The following is a 19113-nucleotide window of genomic DNA, read 5'->3' on the forward strand; positions in this document are numbered from 1 at the left end:
GGGGCAGTTCATTTTTGAAAAGTTCTTTTTAATGGCATAGTGTCCTTTTTTACTCATTCATACTATATAAATTATTTTCTAATCGAATAATTTCTTGATTAATCATTTGATAAAATTTATCTAAAATTGAGAAATCCATCGCCTCTACATACAATTTTTCTAACTCATCATGCAATGCCTTTGCTTTAGCTAAGCATTTCGTTCCTTCTTTCATCTGATCCTTATACCTTTTATGAACTTCTTTTATCTCTATATTATACTTCTCATCAGTACCAGGAGTAACAGCAGCCATGTATAGATCAATTATCTTATCACCTTTTCGATCTGGAAAGTATTCATGCGGATCGGTACTATCGAAGATAGCAAAGCTTAATTCCCTAATAACTACCATATCAATACTATTAGGATCAAAACCGCAATGATAAATTTCCGTGTCAAATCCTCTTTCCTCTGCTACAGCAGCTACTTTCTTTAATAAAGTAGATTTCCCTGTTCCCGCTCGACCTTTTAAAAAATATCTTCTGTTTAATCCCTCTGTGATATTCGGAATAAAGTCTACTGCCCCTTTTGGCGTAGCCGCTCCTAAAAAACGGTGATAGACGATCGCTTGCTTGGATAAATGCTGCTCGCCAAATATTTGCTGAATCAATTCATCCGTTAATCCATTTGCCTTATTAAAATCCATTTCCTTGAAATAAATTTCTTCTAGGTCATCATGTTCTTCTAATCCTTTTGCAAAAGTATCATATGCCAACTGAAATGCTCGACTTACTTCATTTTGCAGAGCAATAATTCGATTTTTATTTTGCTGTAGCCTTTCACTGTCCCATGCTACCCCTAAATTAACATATTCCTCGATTGCTCCTGGTGCATTTGGTTCAACGATATGCGGAGCCGTTCCGTCAACGATTCCAAATTTAAGTTTAGGAATAATAACTCCATCAATTGAATCATTATCTGATGAACAATGAATGATTTCAATATCATACCCCTTATTTCTCCATTCACTTGCAAGTTTTTTCATCAAGCTTGATTTTCCTGTCCCAGGTCCCCCTTTTAGAATGAAAAGGCGGTCCAATCCCTTAAGATTCGAATCAAATAAATTATAGAAACCTCTTCCTGTATTACCACCAGCAAAGTAATTTAATACTTTCCCTGCCATGTAAAACACTCCTCTTACAGTAGGATGAAAACAATCTCTCTACACATTAGCCTATGCAAATGATGATATTAGGTGAAAAGAAAAGCAAAAACGCCTCATTCATCTGCATAAGGATGGGTGAATATGGCAATATCAATTTTATCTTGTAGTCAAAAGAACAAAGTTATTACTCAGTTAGCACATTGCCTAAAAAGCAATAATGTTTGTGAAAAAAGCCAAATAAAAAAACAACTTGCATTGAGATTCACTCATTCTACAAGCTGTTTTCAGTCCTTATTTATCGTTCTCTTCCATCTTTGCTAATTGTTCATTCAGGAGTTTTAGCTCCTTCTCAAGACCCTCTAATTGAAGTTCAAGCGGCGATAAATTCCCTTTCACAAACTCTAGCTTTTCTAGATCATGCTGGAGGCGAACATAATCCGCCTTTAAATCTTGAATTTTATATTCAATTTCTTTTCTATTCATTGATAGACACCTCAATTTCTACTATTAGAGTACCTAAAAATATTTAGATATTCAATTCTTGAATATTCGACCATGCATATGCAACCTCTAATATACCACTATCTCCCAACGATTGTTCGGCTATTTGAACCCCTCCAAGCTTCTCGTAAAACTTCCTTGCTGAATGATTATCTTTAAGCACCCATACTAATAAAGAATGAAAACCTTGTTCATTGAGAAATTCTATTACCTTTTGAAACAATAGCTTGCCAATACCTTTTCGATGGAAAAGCTCTAACATATAAATGGTATAAAGCTCGCTATCAATATTGAATTCTCCGGTTCTTTCTTTACCGCATTCAGCAAAAGCAAAAATTTCACCCTCGTCCGTTTCTGCTAAAAAGCATCGATAATTAGGATCTAAATTTTCTAATCTCGGTCGCCAATTTTCAAGTACTCTTTCGTAGGTACGTTTTTTAAATGTTTCTTCTGAAAACATTCCTGTATAAGTTGTAATCCAGCTTTCATAGTGTACCTTGGCAAGCCCCTTAATATCATTAATTGTACCGACTCTTATTTGCATAGATTTTCTCTCCTATACTAGTATGGTATAATAAGTTCTGCTTATAGCTTTGATGAGTTATTTATACTATTCTACCATTTAGTGGGCAATTATTTATTTCTTTTAAGCTCTTTTAACAAGAGAATAGGAAGGTGAAAATCAGCATGGACCAGCATACTATTTCATCAATTATGGAAGTTATACAAGACTTAGTACCAAAGGATACCTCGATTGCCATAACGAATGAGAAGCAATATATTTATTATCAGCCGAGCAAACAAATTGATTTAAAAATTAAACCAGGTGATCGTATTAGAGAAGGTACAGCAACATACCAAGCATTAACTGTACAAAAAAAAATATCTGACTATATCGATAAGAATGTGCTAGGAATCTCTTACTTCGGTATATCCTTCCCTATTATAGATGAAGGGCATTTGAAAGGATGTATCACCGCAATTCTTCCGAAAAAGCCAGCAACCTTCTCAACTAATTTTCTTACTGTAAAAACAAATGACCGTTGGTTGCCTGTACCATTTTCACAAATTATGTATTTAGAAGCCCAAAGTAGAAAAACAAATGTACATTCAGATACATTAATTGGTGCACATAAATATAATTTAACAGAATTAGAGTTTTATTTACCCGATGATATTTTTATTCGATGTCATCGTTCTTATATTATTAATATTAATTTTATTGCCGAAATACATCCAGACTCCCACTCAACCTTTTTATTAATTATGAAGGATGGATCTAAAATTCCTGTAAGCCAGACTTATGCTAGTCAATTTAGAAAAATACTTTGCTTCTAACAACCCGCACTCTCGCTGGTTGTTTTTTTATGGAATATGACCACTTAGATTTGAAACAAAATTGAATATTTAACACAGATCGATTAAAAACAGCTTTCTTTGAATATTTTTACTACTTAACGGGCAAAATATTCTGCTTTACACTTTATAAAAGCCCTTTCATCCATAAACTAGTGAACAGGCATTCATTGATTGATAGAATATTTCAAAAGAAATAAAAGGATGACGAGAAATGGAAATCAATATACCTAATTATATTAAAGACCCTCGCTTAATGAATCGAATTGTGTCTGCCCAAGAAGCTGCTTCATGGATAAAGGATGGAATGACATTAGGTTTAAGCGGTTTTACACGGGCTGGGGATGCCAAAGCTGTTCCAACCGCATTGATTGAACGAGCTAAAAACGAAGCAATGAAATTAAATATATATACAGGGGCATCCTTAGGCTCAGATATTGATAAATTAATGGCTGAAGCTGGCATGATTCATAAACGAATGCCTTTCCAAGCAGACAGCACGATGAGGAAGAAAATCAATCAAGGAGAAATGCTTTTTGTTGATCAGCATTTATCACATATGGCTGAAGCTATCCGCTCAGATGTATTAAATCCTATTGACTTCGCAATAGTGGAAGCGGTTTCGATTGATCAATCCGGATTCATTATCCCCTCTACTTCAGTGGGCAACTCATCTATATTTGTTGAAAAGGCAAAGCATGTCATTGTTGAAATTAATATGGCTCAACCACAAGCTTTAGAAGGTCTTCACGATATTTATGAGTTAGGGAAGCAAGGTGAAAGAGAACCCATTCTGTTAAAAAATGTAGATGATCGTATTGGATCTGTAGGAATTCCTGTTCATAGTGATAAAATAGCCGGTATTGTATTCACTCATCAAGTTGATTCAGCCTCTACGATCGTTCCACCTGATGAGGAAACACAAATCATGGCTAATCACTTAATACGTTTTTTAAAAAGCGAAGTTGAAGCTGGCAGATTAACGAATCAACTTGCACCTTTGCAATCTGGGATAGGCTCAGTAGCAAATGCAGTGCTACATGGACTACTAGAATCTGATTTTACTAATTTAGAAGTCTATTCCGAGGTACTTCAGGATGCAGTCTTTGATTTAATTGATGCTGGTAAGGTACGATTTGCCTCTTGTTGTTCCATTACATTATCAGATGAAAAGATGAAACAGGTATACTCCAATCTAGATAAATATAAGAATTATTTAATTCTTAGACCACAGGAAATTTCAAACCATCCGGAAATTATCCGTCGTCTAGGACTAATATCCATAAATACAGCCCTTGAAATTGATATTTATGGAAATGTAAACTCCACCCATGTTCGAGGCACACATATGATGAATGGAATCGGTGGTTCAGGAGATTTTGCTAGAAATGCACGTTTAGCGATTTTCGTGACAAAATCCATTGCAAAAAACGGGGATATTTCAAGCATTGTTCCGTTTGTCTCACATGTCGACCATACAGAGCATGATGTTGATGTCATTGTAACCGAACAGGGCTATGCTGATTTAAGAGGATTAGCACCTATCGAGCGGGTTCCTCTCATTATCGAAAACTGTGTCCACCCATCTTATCGGGACCAGTTAATTGAATACTTTGAAGAAGCAAAGCAAAAAGGTGGACAGACACCACATATTCTAGAAAAAGCCCTTTCTTGGCACATAAATTATGAGAAAAATGGAACAATGCATCAACTAATACATGAAGTTTAGTTGTACCAACAAAAAAAGAATGCCGTCAAGTTAGTTTGAGGGCATTCTTTTTATTTTACATAATATTATGCTTCGATTGTTTTATGTTGCTGATATACTTCCTTATCAAGTTCTCCTGTTACCTTACCAGTTAATATCCCTGCTGTCATACTTCCACTTACATTTAATGCTGTACGGCCCATATCAATTAATGGCTCTACTGAAATGAGCAATCCAACAATAGCAATCGGTAAGTTTAGTACAGATAACACTATTAATGCTGCAAATGTAGCACCGCCACCTACACCTGCCACACCAAATGAACTAATGGCAACAACAATAATAAGCGTCACAATAAACGATGGATCCATTGGATTAATTCCCGCTGAAGGAGCTACCATAATCGCCAGCATAGCTGGATAAATACCGGCACATCCATTTTGACCAATTGACAACCCAAATGATCCTGCAAAATTGGCAATCCCTTCAGAAACACCAAAACTGCTAGTTTGTGTTTTAATGTTTAAAGGCAGTGTTCCTGCACTTGAACGAGAGGTAAAAGCAAATGTTAAGGTTGGTAATGCCTTTCTCACATATTTGACTGGACTTAATTTGACTAGTGCAATTAAAAGTAAATGAATAATAAACATAATAATTAACGCAACATAGGAAGCAATAACAAACTTTCCAAGCTTAGCAATTGCTCCATAATCACTTGTCGCCGTTACCTTCGTAATTAATGCTAAAACCCCATATGGAGTTAATCGAAGGATCAAGGTAACAATCCTCATAATAATGGCATAAATAGTATCTATTATTTTTGCAAAAAACTCACCATGCTCTGGATCTTTACGTTTTACACCTAGAAAGGCAATTCCTACAAATGCTGCAAAAATAACGACTGCAATTGTAGAAGTTGGACGAGCACCTGTTAGATCTTGAAATGGGTTACTTGGGAATAATTCTATAATTTGTTGTGGAATAGTCATTCCCTGAACACCAACTACTTTTTCTTGCAACTCTGCGTTTCTCGCAGCTTCAGCTTCACCTTGATTTAAATGAATTCCATCTAAATTAAAGCTTAATGCTGAGCCAATGCCAACAGCAGCAGAGATCGCTGTTGTTCCCAATAAGATTCCTATAACTAAAAAGCTTATTTTCCCAAGGTTTTTCGTAAGTTTTAATTTTGTAAAAGCACCGACAATGGAAATAAAAACAAGTGGCATAACGACCATTTGAAGTAATTTCACATAACCACTACCTACAATATTAAACCAATCTATAGTATTAATTGTTACTTTCGACGTCGTACCATAAATCAAGTGAATGATAAAACCAAAAATAAGTCCTAGACCTAATCCAGCGAATACACGTTTTGAAAAGGAAACATGCTTCTTTTGCATAATAAAAAGGCCGAAGATTAAAAGTAACAAAACAACAATATTAATAATAACAAGAAAAGTGTTCACTTTTATCCCCCTTAAAATAAAATAGCGCTGTTAAACAGTATTGTTGATTTTCTTTCCTCAAATTGGTTAAGTTAACCAGCAACATCGTTCTTAACAAAGCCAATTGTTTTTTTATTGCAAGCAAAACTATATTATAATTAATCCAATCAGTCAAGTAGGAATTACTTTAATCTATGTTTTTTTATCATATGTATTCACCCACTATTCATACACTAAAGAAAAGTTTCTCTAGTTAAATAACGAAACTAAAAATCCTTTAAATTCGTACATATAATAAACAACGAAATTTTTTTAAATAAAGGAGGATAAACATGCATTCCGTTTATTATTTTGTGTTCGCCGTACTCATTGCGGTGATCGGAATTTCTGTTAATTTTAAATTCCATATCGATAAGATGAAGGATAATCCAGTTGATCAAGGAAAAATACAAACGAAATTTTTTATAGCAAATGCCATCATTGAAATTATTCCAATTATTTTAGTGGTATTCGGTTTTATGAATACACGCCCAGTATCTAGTACAGCTGATTTACTGATTCCTATCGCTATAACCATTATCGCAACATTATTTGGTGTACTATTCATTTTTTTGCAATCAAAAGTCGATGTGACCGAGGAGATAAAAGCATTCATTCGCTCCTTTACATTTATTGGCCTCATGATGATTTTGGCTTTTCCTATTATTGCGATCGTCGCGATGTTACTTATGCTGAACATGGCATAAAAAAAAAGAAGGCTGCCACTGGGTAGCCTCCTTTCATTTATATCTTAATAAATAACTTTCCAATTATGATTAACTGTTGCTGTAACGACTTTCTTTTCTAAAATATAATTAGCAATAAGTTCTGATACATCCGTAGGAATATCTTTAATGACAGGTTTATCTTTATACATAAAGTATTCTCCCCCACCACCAGCTCGATAATTGTTCATAACAACATCATATTCATGATTAGGGTCTACCGGGGCTCCTTTGAATTCAAGTTTCACGATTCGCTCTCCAACAGGCTTACGAATATCAATAACATACTCTATGCCTTCCCACATATCATAGTTAAAATGCTGTGGCTTTGGCGTAGTAAATGCAGGATTCACCTCAACCTCTCCACCATCATACTGTTTAAAGTACGATGCCGAACGCTCTAAAGCTTCTTTCATATCAGCTCCAGAAATACGAATGACCTTTAATGTATTAGGATAGATGTAATTCGAAACAACATCCCTCATTGTCACATTCTCTGTAAGTCCAGGAGACTGATTATCAAATAAAGCGGTATTAGATATCTCTACATCAGCAACATCCATCTGTACATGATTAAAGAATTCAATCAATGCATTGTCTCCCATTCTAATTTCCATTGGATTATTCACAACCATATCTCCTTCAATTTTACCAATTGGTTGGTCCAACCATTCCTGGGTTGCTTGTTCATATTCTCTTACTTGATCGAGCAAATCCAAATCAGCTTGAACACCGATCACTGGAAGTAATGCAGAAGTCTTTTTAACGATCTTCCATATCCCTTCCTGATTTTCAAGCTGCAGAGAAACCTTTCCTAAAGCTATCCCATTATTTCCCGGCTGCACTACGATCACACCATTTATCATTTGGTCTTCAATTTGTCGATGCTGATGGCCAGTTAATAAGACATCGATGCCTTCAACCTCCTGACAAATTTGATACCCTTGATTCTCCCCAGTTAACGTTTCAGTCGGTTCTCCTGTTTCTAAATCACGCTCAAATCCTCCATGATAAGACACAATCACAATATCTACATCCAACTCTTCACGGAGATATTTCACCCACTTCTTTGCTTCTTCCACAGGATTCACAAAATCGATGCCTTCAATATTTTCCGGTTGCTCCCAATTTGGAATATATGGTGTTGTTAATCCTAAGATTCCTACCTTCACACCATTAACATCCTTTATTAAGTACGGACAACCATAATAAGGCTCCCCTGTTTCTTTATTCATAATATTAGCTGATAACCAAGGAAAGTTTGATTCATTCACAGCTGATCTAAGAACTTCCTTTCCATAATTAAATTCATGATTACCAAAGACAGCTGCATCATATCGTAATTCATTCGCTAAAAGAACCATTGGATTAGGACGTTCATGATTAATTCTGGCATAATGATAAGTTAAAGGTGTGCCTTGGATTAAATCTCCATTATCAATTAGAATTGTATTTTCATTCTTTTGTCTTTCCTGTTTAATTAATGAAGCAATCTTACCAAGCCCTACATCTGCTTCTTTATTTGTCCCATAATTTATCGGAAAGATGCTACCATGTACATCACTAGTTTCAAGTATTGTTATATTCATCTTTTTCATTTTTACCCATCCTTATATCATTAGCTGTTTTTTTATATGTATTTCTTATATCTTTTTACGTCCTTTTAGGTAAAAACAAGTTAAAAAAAGGACCTAATTCTTACTCTTTATTATAAACTAAAAATATGAACTCTCTCTACCATATAGTAATTGAGGAACAACCCCTAATTATTTCAGAATTATTAATATTCTAGGAAACCTTTACAAAAAATACATATTTTTTTACATCAATTTAATACTACTATAACAATAGACATAGTTCTTCAAAAAATTTAATAGAAATGCAATTTTCTTATTTCCTTTATATTAAAAATATTATATGCTTAAAGCGTATTCAAAAAAACTTTTTACATTCGGAGGTACATGTATGCTTAAAAAATTTGCTGCATTATTCCTCGCACTTGGTGTAGTTGCCATTGTAATGGTTGGCTGCGGCAAAGGCGATGACGAAGCAAAGAATGGCGACAAAAAATCAGATAGCAAAAATTATGTTCCAAAAGAACTAACAATTGGTTTCGTACCATCTCAAAATGCTGAGACATTAGAAGCAAAAGCAAAACCTTTAGCAGACCTACTAGAAAAAGAACTTGATATCCCTGTTAAAGTTCAAGTAACAACTGACTACAATGGTGTAGTTGAAGCAATGGGTTCTAAACAACTTGACCTTGGTTTCCTACCACCTACTGACTATGTATTAGCACACGAAAAAGGCTATGCAGATGTATTACTTCAAGCATTACGTTATGCAGTTGATCCTGAAACAGGAAAAAATACGGATGAATTAGTAGATTACTACTTATCTGGAATTCTTGTAAAAAATGACTCTGGTATTAATAGCATTAAAGACTTAAAAGGCAAAACAATCGGCTGGCAAGCTCCAACTTCTTCAGCAGGATATGTATGGCCAGCTGTTGAAATGAAGAAAGACGGCGTTGACGCACAAAAAGATGTAACAGGCATTCAGCTTCAAGGACATGATAAAGGCGTTCAAGGTGTCCTAAGTGGAGATGTTGATGCTGCAGCATTATTCGTTGATGCACGTAATATCGTTGAAAAAGAATATCCAAATGTTTATAAAGATACACACTATCTATTCACAACAGATAAAATTCCAAATGATACAATCAGTGTTCGCCCTGATATGGATCAAGCATGGAAAGATAAAATTGCAGATGCATTCGTAAAAATTGGTGAAGATGAAAAGGGTAAAGAAATTATCCAAGCAATCTATTCACATGTTGGCTATAAAAAATCTGACGACTCTAACTTTGATGTAGTTCGTGATTACACTAAAAAGATTGCAGAAGTCGGTAAATAATAAAAAAGAAGAAGCGTCATATTGGCGCTTCTTCTTTTTTATACATAATATTTAGCAAACCTATTATCTCCAAAATAAAAGCAGAAGAGAACTCTTTTGCACCGAATCAACATAAAATCTCGAAGAGTTAGAATGAGACCCACAGAAACAGCCCAATTTATACTTAGTTAATTATAAAAAAAGAACGCTGATAGCCAGCGTCCCTTCCTTTAAATTTATTAAACTAAACGTTTACGAATTGCAGCAGAAATTAAGTCAATAATTGTTACCATGACAATGATTCCGTATAATATAATCCCTACACGATCCCATGAGTGACCATTCAATGCAAAGATTAATGGGGCACCAATTCCCCCCGCTCCTACGATACCGAGAATAGTTGCTGAACGTACACTAATTTCAAATCGATATAATGTGTAGGACATGAACGCTGGCATTACCTCAGGAATAATCGCAAACCATAAAACTTGTAGCTTATTCGCTCCAGAAGCGATTAAAGCCTCTCTTGCACTAAATTCAGTATTCTCAATCGACTCACCAAATAGCTTCCCTAACATACCAATTGAATGAAATCCTAAAGCAAGAATGCCGGCAAATGGTCCTAAACCAACAGACTTAATAAATAATAATGCCATGATTAGCTCTGGAAATACACGAATACAGCTTAATATGATTTTCCCAAGACTTGAAATAGCTCTATTCTTACTCATATTTCTTGCTGACCAAAACGCGAATGGTACACAAAGTATAGCTGAGATAAATGTCCCTAATACAGCAATCGCTAATGTTTCAAGTAAGGTACGAAGTAAATCCTCTCCTGCTGGATCATAGATATAATCCCAATCAGGATGAAGAAATCCATGAAAAATTGCTTTAAGTGCTTGAATAGCTGAATCCTTTAATACCATCGACGGGGCACCTGCAAATGCCCATACGTAGATGGCAATAACAATGACAAAAATGGCCCAATTTCTTATTCGTTTACTTAGTGGTTTTTTTATTTGACTCATAGTAATTTCTCCCGAATCTTATTACTTATCGCATCAACAATGAGAACCACGATAAAGGTATAAATAATAATCGATAATACGCGATCGTATTGGAAAAATCCTAAAGCATTATTAAGGAATAAACCAATACCCCCTGCTCCTACATATCCGAGAATAGCTGCGGCACGAATATTAATTTCAAAGCTATATAAGAAAAATGACATATAATGAGCAAGAACCTGAGGAATGACACCAAAGAAAATCCATTGGATCTTGTTTGCTCCTACAGCCGTCATTGCTTCTAATGGGCCCGGATCAATCGCCTCAATTGCTTCATAAAAAAGTTTCGCTATAATACCAAAGGAAAATACAGAAATTGCTAGAATACCAGGGATTTCACCGATTCCAAAAATAGGAACAAACAGAGCGGCTAATAATAGCTCTGGGATTGTACGGATAAGATTCATGATAAATCTTGCAATCTGATAAATAACAGGAATTCGTACTACATTACTGGATGATAGTAATGCAACTGGGATCGCAACAATTCCACCAAAGGTTGTACCTAGAACAGCCATTCGAATCGTAGCAAGCATTGGCTCTGTGATTGATTTGAAATAGCTCCAATCTGGAGGAAACATTTCCTCTAGAAGTGTCCCCATGTTTGGCAGACCAGCCCACAGCTTTTGAAATGATACCTCAGTATTTAATGCACTCGCCCATAAAATAACAATAATTAGGATGAGCGTGACGATACCTTTCATTCTAGACGGTTTTTTCACCTTTACTGAACTCATTGATCTGTCTCTCCTAGCATCTCATCTTTCTTAATCTCGCGACCATAGATTTGAGAGAAAACCTCATCAGTAGCTTCTTCAACAGGACCATCATATACGACTTCTCCAGCGCGTATACCTATAATACGAGTAGCATATTGACGAGCTAAGTCAACGAAGTGCAAGTTTACAATCGTTGTTATCCCTAATTCTTGATTAATTCGTTTTAAATCATCCATTACTTGTCTAGTAGTAAAAGGATCAAGTGACGCTACAGGCTCATCCGCTAGAATAATCTTTGCTTCTTGTGCTAATGCACGAGCAATAGATACACGTTGTTGTTGTCCTCCAGATAGCTCATCCGCACGTGAATACGCTTTCTCTTTAATATTCACACGATCAAGTGCATTGATGGCTAGTTCAACATCCTCTTTTGGAAACATGCCTAATAGAGTTCGTACTGTTGAATGATAAGCTACTCGACCTGATAATACATTACGCAAAACGGAAGAACGTTTTACAAGATTGAAGTTTTGGAAAATCATACCAATGTCACGTCGGATATGGCGAAGGGACTTTCCTTTTGCTGCAGTAATTGATTTACCATCAATTAAAATTTCACCTTCTGTAATTTCATGAAGACGGTTAATAGAACGAAGAAGCGTTGATTTACCAGCACCTGATAACCCAACAATAACAACAAAATCGCCTTTATTAATGGTAAGGTTTACATTTTTCAGGCCTTTCGTCCCATTAGGGTAAACTTTAGATACATTTTTAAATTCTATCATTTTTAAATTATTTCCCCTTTTGGATTATTTTCTTATACAGCAAAAGTAAAAATAGACTGGCAATTTAGGAAATACTTAAGCAAAAAAATTGGACAAAAAATAATCTTACAACATCTTTTTTTTACCAGTAAACTCGCTTAAACTCATTACAGTTTACTTTTTTACAAAACTTTTTCTTTCCACTCTAAAAGTAGAAAAATATAATTCTCATGAACTTATCTCCTTTAACATACAAAATGATTTCTTATGCTAAAAAAGGAATATACCCTACTTTTCTATTATACATAAAAATGTACATGGACAATTCTGAAAATGTGAGAAATAACAAGGTAAATACAACCAAGGAGATAATAGAAGCATTTCTGTTGAATATTTTAAAGCTTCAAAAATTTGTAAAAAAACAACCTTTTTGCAATGATTTTTCTAGTCTTCTATTCTTACTTTAAGATATAATAAAGTTTTGGGAGAATTTAGAAGGTTCTCTCCCATTATTCATTATCTACTAAAATTGACCTAGATTCAACATTAATTTTAGACAAATATAGATAAATTTTTTGTTTTAAATTAACAAATTCCCTATGTAATAAGTTCAGCATCCATTAAATTAAAAAGGTAGGCAAATGCCTACCGCTTTACTGTTTCTTTTTTGTTTTTCCTTTTTTATCTGTATGGAATTCGACCAATTCCTCACTAATTTCATTGTGATTTTTTACATTATTATTTCTTTGAGCATTAGCATTCCCACGTTTTGTTCTTCCCATCATATCCATCTCCTTTTTATATATTACAATGATAGTTTGAATAAACGTAGAGATATTATGCAAACTCTATCTTCTTCTTTTTGACTTTCTTGTGTTTAAAGCTGGTTTTTCAGATTTACGGTAACTTTTCTGAGGCTTCTTCTTTGTTTTTATTTCCATTGAATTCATTTCTGATTGGTTATTAGGCAATTGGATATTTATCCTATCTAATTTCTGACGTATTCCTTTTTCAATCATCTCGAGGTAGGAGCGATCCTTTGGAGCCACAAATGTGAACGCCATTCCTTTCCCGCCTGCTCTACCAGTTCTTCCAATTCGATGAATATAACTTTCTACATCTTGAGGAATATCATAATTAAACACATGTGTAACGCCTTCAACATCTATTCCTCTTGCAGCGACATCTGTTGCAACTAAATATTGTATTTTCGCCTCTCGAAAGCTCTTCATCACTTTTTCCCGCTTTGCTTGCGATAAATCACCATGGAGCTCTTCTGTATTATAGCCATATCCTTTTAGAGCATCAGTTAATGTACTTACCCTTCTCTTTGTTCTACAAAAAATAATTGCTAAAAAAGGACGGTGCTCATCCATCATCATACGAAGGCTTGCTTGTTTAGCACGATCCGTCGTTTCAATAACGAATTGATCAATTTTATCCAAAGTCACTTGCTTACTTTGCACCCGGATACTAATTGGATTATTCATATACTCCTTTGCAATCGAGCTCACTTGTTTCGTCATCGTTGCAGAAAAAAGCATCGTTTGTCTTTTTTTTGATAATGCAGAGATAATATCCTCTACCTCTGGTAAGAACCCTAGATGTAACATTTGATCTGCTTCATCTAATACAAACATCGAAACAGTAGATAAATCTACCGTTCCTCTTCTTACATGATCCAGTAGTCTACCTGGTGTACTAACAATAATATGGATAGCTCCTTTTAATCGTTTTAATTGTTGCTCTACATCTTGTCCCCCATAAATAGCTAGACTATTTATCGTGTCCAGTGCAGTTGTCAATTGTTTTAATTCAGCTGTAATTTGCAAAGCAAGTTCCCTTGTAGGCGTAACAATTAAAGCTTGAACAGTAGGATTAGCCGAATCAATTCTCTCTAAAATTGGTAAAAGGAAAGCTAGTGTTTTTCCCGTTCCAGTTTGTGCTTGTGCAATCACATCACTGCCTTTTAAAAGTAATGGGATTACTTCCTCCTGTATGGCTGTTGGTTCATGTATTCCATTTGCTTTAAGCTGCTTCTGTATAATCGGTTGTACACCGATTGTTAAAAAATCTCCCATGATTGCTCCTTTTCTCTCAGTTGGCATTAAAAAATATTTACATAAAACTGTTTACTATTCATTATTATCATTTCTCATACAAAATAAAGTGATAACATCTATATCGATGTTATCACTAAATATCATAACATTATTCCTTAATATTAATTCCATATTCATCAAACCAGTAGTGTATTTGTGCTAAATACGCAAGTAATTGAGGTCCTGTCATTAATTGGCCAAACCATGGTACTTGAAACGCCCTTCCTTCTGTTTCAACAATTTCCTTTAATCGGTCTGCCTTTAACATTTCATATAAAATTGAATTTTTATCCTCTAAAATATCATTTAGCCACTGCTTAACAACCTTTGTATATACTGGATGATGGGTTTTTGGATATGGACTTTTTTTACGATATAAAACTTCAGCAGGTAAAATATTTTCTAATGCTTTTCGCAGTAAACCTTTTTCACGATTCCCATACATTTTCATCTCCCAAGGGATATTCCAAACATATTCCACTAATCGATGATCAGCAAACGGAACACGTACCTCTAAACTTGCCCCCATACTCATTCGATCTTTTCTATCTAGTAATGTAGTCATAAACCAAATCATATTTAAATAAAACAATTGGCGTCTCTTCGCCTCTAAAAGTGACTCTCCTTCAAGAATTGGTGTTTCTTGGACAGTCTCTTCATATTTTGTTAAAACGTAATCTTCGATATTTAGCTTTTTACTCCAACCATCTTTTAGCAAATCGACTCGTTCGTCAATCGAACGCATCCATGGAAATCCATTCCTAGCTAAATCCTCTTCTCGATAAAACCATGGGTAGCCTCCGAAAATCTCATCTGCACACTCTCCTGATAAACTTACAACAAAATCCTTTTTGATCTCTTTACAAAACCATAACAGAGAGGAATCCACATCTGCCATTCCAGGAGTGTCTCGAACTAAAACTGCCTCCTTTAAATACTCAGCTAGCTCTTCCTGCCCTATAATACTTGAATGATGAATAGTTCCAAAGCTTTGTGTCATTTTCTCAATCCAATAAGAATCTGCATTTGGCTGAAATTCATTTGCCTTAAAATACTGATCATTTCCTTCATAATCGATAGAGAATGTGTGCAACGGACCTTCATTATTTTCCTTGAAGTGGTTTGCCGCTATAGCTGTGATGGCGCTGGAGTCGACTCCTCCTGATAAAAACGTACAAATTGGAACATCCGATACTAGCTGCCTTGTTACAGCATCTTTAAATAAATAGTTAATTTTTTCAGCTGTTTCCTCTAATGAATCAAGATGCCTTTCACTCTTAACATTCCAATACCTCCACTGTCTCATTCCGTTCTTTGAGAAGGTCAATGCGAATGCAGGCCTTAACTCATTAATTCCTTGAAAGATTCCATGTCCTGGTGTTCTCGATGGTCCTAGCCCAAATATTTCAGATAGTCCATCTCTTCCAAGCTCTGGTTTAACTTCTGGATGAGCTAATATTGCCTTTAATTCTGATCCAAATAATAATCCACCATTATGCTCCCTATAAAAAAGTGGTTTTACCCCCAACCGATCTCTCGCTGCAAATAATTGCTGCTTCTTTTCGTCCCAAATTGCAAAAGCAAATATCCCATTAAAATGATGGATACAATCCTCTTCCCACTCCATATAGGCAGATAACAAAACTTCCGTATCTGAATGTCCTTGAAATCGATATCCCTTGCTTAGAAGTTCCTTACGAATGTCTTCCGTGTTATATAGCTCGCCATTATAACAAAGTGTATAAGTATAGTCTTCCTTCTTTCGAGACATTGGTTGAACACCACATAAAGGATCCACTACTACTAATCGCTTATGACCGAAAGCAGCATTCCTTGTTAACCAAATATTTGTATCATCAGGTCCACGTTTTGATAATGTCTCTGTCATCATTTGAATAGTGTCCTGCTTATTTAATAAATTTGTCTTATAGTCAATCCATCCAGTTATTCCGCACATCTAAAGCATCTCCTCCATCCAAGATCTAAAAAACTGATACTTATTATATGTGCGAATGCCTATTCGTTGAGTTGTCCATAAAATATTTGAGGTGTTTTCCTTACAAGGATGTAAGGAAATTGTAATAGAATAAGGTAGTTATATAACAGCAGTTTGTTATATAATACAAACATTGATGATTTTTTGATCATTGATAGTTTTTTGAATTAGGAGGAAGAATATTGTCGTTTTCCGAATTAAATATTGATGCTTTCCGAATGATTAATAATTTAGGAAAGGATTATTCATTTTTAAATCCTGTTGTCGTCTTTATTGCAGAGTATCTGCTATATTTTTTGTTTCTTGCAATGATTCTTCATTGGTTTACCCGAAACAAAAAAAATAGAATGATGGTTATTCAATCTGTGGTAACAGTTATTCTTGCTGAGATTATCGGGAAAATTGCTGGCCAATTTTATTCCCATCACCAACCGTTCGCCGTACTTCCAAATGTTAGTCAACTTATTGAACATGGAATAGATAATTCTTTTCCAAGTGATCACTCTATCATCTTCTTCTCGATTTGCTTTTCCTTTTGGCTCGTTCGAAAAAAAGAATGGTGGTTATGGATTACACTTGCGATTTTAGTAGCTATCTCTCGAGTATGGGTAGGGGTTCATTATCCAGTAGATGTAATGACTGGTGCTATAATAGGGATTATTTCAGCACTATTTGCGTATTGGCTTGTTCCAAAAATCTCCCTAATCACAAAAATACTAAAAGGCTATGAGAGAATTGAACAGAGAATTCTCCCTTCTAAAAATAAGACAGAAAATTTTTAAGAGGTTATCTAGGTAACCTCTTTTTTATTGACTCTTTTTTTTAAACATTGTTGCTATTTAAATAAAGTTATAACTAATACAACTAAGGATCGCTACACGTTTCATTTCACTAAGAAAAGAGCTGCGATCTCCATAAGACGACACGCTAGAATCCTTTATGGGGAGAAAAAGCCGGTAGTTGGGCTTTTACATAAGCAACAAACTATACGAAAACAGCCTTTTTATTTCTATGTTGTTTTCTTTTGCCAAACACTTTTGATCATTTGATTGATAACCTCTGCAAACACAATACCAATAGCAATTGCACCGGATATCATAAATGCTTTAGCTGCTAGTTGAAGTGCCGTATTATAATCATTAGCGACAAAATGGCGCATGGCATCATAGGACATTCCACCCGGAACAAGCGGAATAATTCCAGACACACTAAAAATAATAATCGGTGCTTTATATATCTTGGCAAAAACTTGACTGATTACAGCAATGACAAAGGCTGCCACTAAACTTGCTACTGCAGCATTTGCATAGGATGACATAAGTAAAATATATACAAACCAACCCAACATACCAACGAGGCCGCATAAAAATAGCTTTTTCCTCGGTATATTAAAGATAATCCCAAACGCACCCGTTGCTATTAAGCTAGTGATAAGTTGTTCAATCATGAAACTCATATTCCTTTCCTACCGATTCCATTTTAGCGCTTACGCTTTTCCCTATATCATTGAAAAGAGTGATATTACTACAGCGATTCCGGTTCCTATAGCGAAGGCGGTTAAAAACGCTTCAGCACCCTTTGATATTCCAGATACAAGATGACCAGCCATTAAATCACGAACGGCATTCGTAATAAGTAATCCTGGAACAAGTGGCATAACTGATCCAATAATAATTTTATCTAGTTCATGACCAATGCCCAGCTTTACAAAAGTTATTGCCATTAATCCGATGATAAGGGAGGAGAGACATTCTGAAAAAAATTTCACCTTTACAATTCGATGTAAATAAATTAGACCAGTAAAGCCTAAGCCACCAGTTATAACCGATGGAATAAAATCACCCCAACCACCATTAAACATGATCATAAAGCATCCACTAGCGATAGCTGCAGCTGTGATTTGAATCCAAATAGGGTAAGCAAAATTTGTTTTTTCTATTATTTTTAATTCATCCCATGCTTCATTTAATGATATCTCTCTACCTGTTAACTTTCTGGAAATACTATTTACAATCGTTACCTTTTTTAAATCCGTGGATCGTTCCGATACACGAACAAGCTTCGTAGGCTCTGATCCATCAATAGAAAATATAATCCCTGTTGGCGTTACAAAACTATGTGTGTGCAAAATGCCAAACGATTCAGCGATCCTTGTCATCGTATCCTCCACTCGATACGTTTCAGCACCACTCTGAAGCATGATCTTCCCTGCAAGCAAACATGTTTCTACCACTTTATATGTTAGAGCTGATTGATTTTCCATTTATAATCTCCATTTATTCAGTATAAATATCCTATATCTTATCATAAAGTTTAAAAAAAGCGTTGTTCTTTACAAGAATTTAATCTTTTCTATTTCTTTACACTTTTATATTAAAACTAATGAATATAATTTTGCATACATACCTACGAATATTGTTTCTTTTGGAAGAAACAATAACCTTTGTAAAAATAAATATATAGGATTAGAGCCGAAGAAAATCGGCTTTTATTATTTTTTTATACCTAAAAAGGTCTTGCAAACAGTCCTCTTATTATTTATATAATAATTGAAAAGTCAATGAATTTTGTCAATTTTATTGAAGTTATTTTTCTTTCTATTTATACTAAAATAATAAGAGTGTTGTTATTAATGAATAACAT

Annotated in this window: 18 protein-coding genes; 5 read left to right on the forward strand and 13 right to left on the reverse strand. The window is 34.8% G+C overall.

Annotated features, from left to right (window positions below; genetic code table 11):
- Positions 1 to 49: 49 nt before the first annotated feature.
- The 3 genes from MHI39_RS25475 to MHI39_RS25485 form a co-directional block, all read right to left on the reverse strand.
- Positions 50 to 1162 carry a PRK06851 family protein gene (locus MHI39_RS25475; protein ID WP_058006938.1) on the reverse strand — a complete coding sequence of 371 codons (1113 nt, stop codon included), beginning with the start codon at positions 1160 to 1162 and terminating at the stop codon, positions 50 to 52.
- Positions 1163 to 1435: 273 nt separating this feature from the next.
- The gene (locus MHI39_RS25480) at positions 1436 to 1627 is read right to left on the reverse strand and encodes an SE1832 family protein (protein WP_058006937.1); all 192 of its coding nucleotides are present in this window, start codon (positions 1625 to 1627) and stop codon (positions 1436 to 1438) included.
- Between the two features lie 43 nt (positions 1628 to 1670).
- Positions 1671 to 2189, reverse strand: coding sequence for a GNAT family N-acetyltransferase (locus MHI39_RS25485; RefSeq protein ID WP_278891050.1), 519 nt, complete (start codon positions 2187 to 2189; stop codon positions 1671 to 1673).
- A 143-nt stretch (positions 2190 to 2332) separates the two neighbouring features.
- On the opposite strand from MHI39_RS25485, the gene MHI39_RS25490 reads away from it, so the two are divergent.
- Both MHI39_RS25490 and MHI39_RS25495 read left to right on the forward strand, forming a co-directional pair.
- On the forward strand, positions 2333 to 2983 hold the full coding sequence (locus MHI39_RS25490) for a LytTR family DNA-binding domain-containing protein (protein ID WP_058006935.1): 651 nt from the start codon (positions 2333 to 2335) through the stop codon (positions 2981 to 2983).
- A gap of 232 nt (positions 2984 to 3215) precedes the next feature.
- Complete coding sequence (locus tag MHI39_RS25495) at positions 3216 to 4730, forward strand: acetyl-CoA hydrolase/transferase family protein (protein ID WP_058006934.1); 1515 nt, start codon at positions 3216 to 3218, stop codon at positions 4728 to 4730.
- A 65-nt stretch (positions 4731 to 4795) separates the two neighbouring features.
- Here the strand turns inward: MHI39_RS25495 and MHI39_RS25500 are convergent, their stop codons facing one another.
- On the reverse strand, positions 4796 to 6178 hold the full coding sequence (locus MHI39_RS25500; protein WP_058006883.1) for an L-cystine transporter: 1383 nt from the start codon (positions 6176 to 6178) through the stop codon (positions 4796 to 4798).
- A gap of 311 nt (positions 6179 to 6489) precedes the next feature.
- Between MHI39_RS25500 and MHI39_RS25505 the strand changes: the two genes are divergently transcribed.
- The gene (locus MHI39_RS25505; RefSeq protein ID WP_058006884.1) at positions 6490 to 6903 is read left to right on the forward strand and encodes a hypothetical protein; all 414 of its coding nucleotides are present in this window, start codon (positions 6490 to 6492) and stop codon (positions 6901 to 6903) included.
- 44 nt (positions 6904 to 6947) lie between these two features.
- On the opposite strand, the gene MHI39_RS25510 is transcribed toward MHI39_RS25505, so the two are convergent.
- Positions 6948 to 8519 carry a bifunctional UDP-sugar hydrolase/5'-nucleotidase gene (locus tag MHI39_RS25510; RefSeq protein WP_058006885.1) on the reverse strand — a complete coding sequence of 524 codons (1572 nt, stop codon included), beginning with the start codon at positions 8517 to 8519 and terminating at the stop codon, positions 6948 to 6950.
- A gap of 367 nt (positions 8520 to 8886) precedes the next feature.
- On the opposite strand from MHI39_RS25510, the gene MHI39_RS25515 reads away from it, so the two are divergent.
- Positions 8887 to 9837: a phosphate/phosphite/phosphonate ABC transporter substrate-binding protein gene (locus MHI39_RS25515; RefSeq protein WP_342540436.1), complete on the forward strand. Its 951-nt coding sequence runs from the start codon at positions 8887 to 8889 to the stop codon at positions 9835 to 9837.
- Positions 9838 to 10055: 218 nt separating this feature from the next.
- Here MHI39_RS25515 and phnE (MHI39_RS25520) read toward each other — a convergent pair whose 3' ends face one another.
- From phnE (MHI39_RS25520) to asnB, 6 genes are all read right to left on the reverse strand, one after another.
- Entirely contained in the window at positions 10056 to 10847 is a 792-nt protein-coding gene (gene phnE, locus MHI39_RS25520; RefSeq protein WP_058006887.1) for a phosphonate ABC transporter, permease protein PhnE, read from the reverse strand.
- Positions 10844 to 11623: a phosphonate ABC transporter, permease protein PhnE gene (gene phnE / locus MHI39_RS25525; protein ID WP_058006888.1), complete on the reverse strand. Its 780-nt coding sequence runs from the start codon at positions 11621 to 11623 to the stop codon at positions 10844 to 10846. Before phnE (MHI39_RS25525) ends, phnE (MHI39_RS25520) begins: the two co-directional genes overlap by 4 nt.
- The gene (gene phnC, locus MHI39_RS25530; protein ID WP_058006889.1) at positions 11620 to 12393 is read right to left on the reverse strand and encodes a phosphonate ABC transporter ATP-binding protein; all 774 of its coding nucleotides are present in this window, start codon (positions 12391 to 12393) and stop codon (positions 11620 to 11622) included. The genes phnE (MHI39_RS25525) and phnC overlap by 4 nt, the downstream gene beginning before the upstream one ends.
- A gap of 632 nt (positions 12394 to 13025) precedes the next feature.
- The gene (locus MHI39_RS25535) at positions 13026 to 13154 is read right to left on the reverse strand and encodes a hypothetical protein (protein WP_257234359.1); all 129 of its coding nucleotides are present in this window, start codon (positions 13152 to 13154) and stop codon (positions 13026 to 13028) included.
- Between the two features lie 66 nt (positions 13155 to 13220).
- Entirely contained in the window at positions 13221 to 14453 is a 1233-nt protein-coding gene (locus tag MHI39_RS25540; protein WP_058006810.1) for a DEAD/DEAH box helicase, read from the reverse strand.
- Between the two features lie 130 nt (positions 14454 to 14583).
- Complete coding sequence (asnB, locus tag MHI39_RS25545) at positions 14584 to 16431, reverse strand: asparagine synthase (glutamine-hydrolyzing) (protein WP_058006809.1); 1848 nt, start codon at positions 16429 to 16431, stop codon at positions 14584 to 14586.
- Between the two features lie 221 nt (positions 16432 to 16652).
- Between asnB and MHI39_RS25550 the strand changes: the two genes are divergently transcribed.
- Entirely contained in the window at positions 16653 to 17252 is a 600-nt protein-coding gene (locus MHI39_RS25550; protein ID WP_212945020.1) for an undecaprenyl-diphosphatase, read from the forward strand.
- A 227-nt stretch (positions 17253 to 17479) separates the two neighbouring features.
- Here MHI39_RS25550 and MHI39_RS25555 read toward each other — a convergent pair whose 3' ends face one another.
- Together MHI39_RS25555 and MHI39_RS25560 are read right to left on the reverse strand one after the other, a co-directional pair.
- Positions 17480 to 17917: a threonine/serine exporter family protein gene (locus tag MHI39_RS25555; protein ID WP_058006807.1), complete on the reverse strand. Its 438-nt coding sequence runs from the start codon at positions 17915 to 17917 to the stop codon at positions 17480 to 17482.
- 51 nt (positions 17918 to 17968) lie between these two features.
- Positions 17969 to 18733, reverse strand: a complete 765-nt coding sequence (locus MHI39_RS25560) for a threonine/serine exporter family protein (RefSeq protein ID WP_058006806.1) — start codon at positions 18731 to 18733, stop codon at positions 17969 to 17971.
- Positions 18734 to 19113: the final 380 nt, after the last annotated feature.

The sequence above is a fragment of the Heyndrickxia sp. FSL K6-6286 genome, assembly GCF_038630395.1.
GTDB classification, from domain to species: Bacteria; Bacillota; Bacilli; order Bacillales; family Bacillaceae_C; genus Heyndrickxia; species Heyndrickxia oleronia.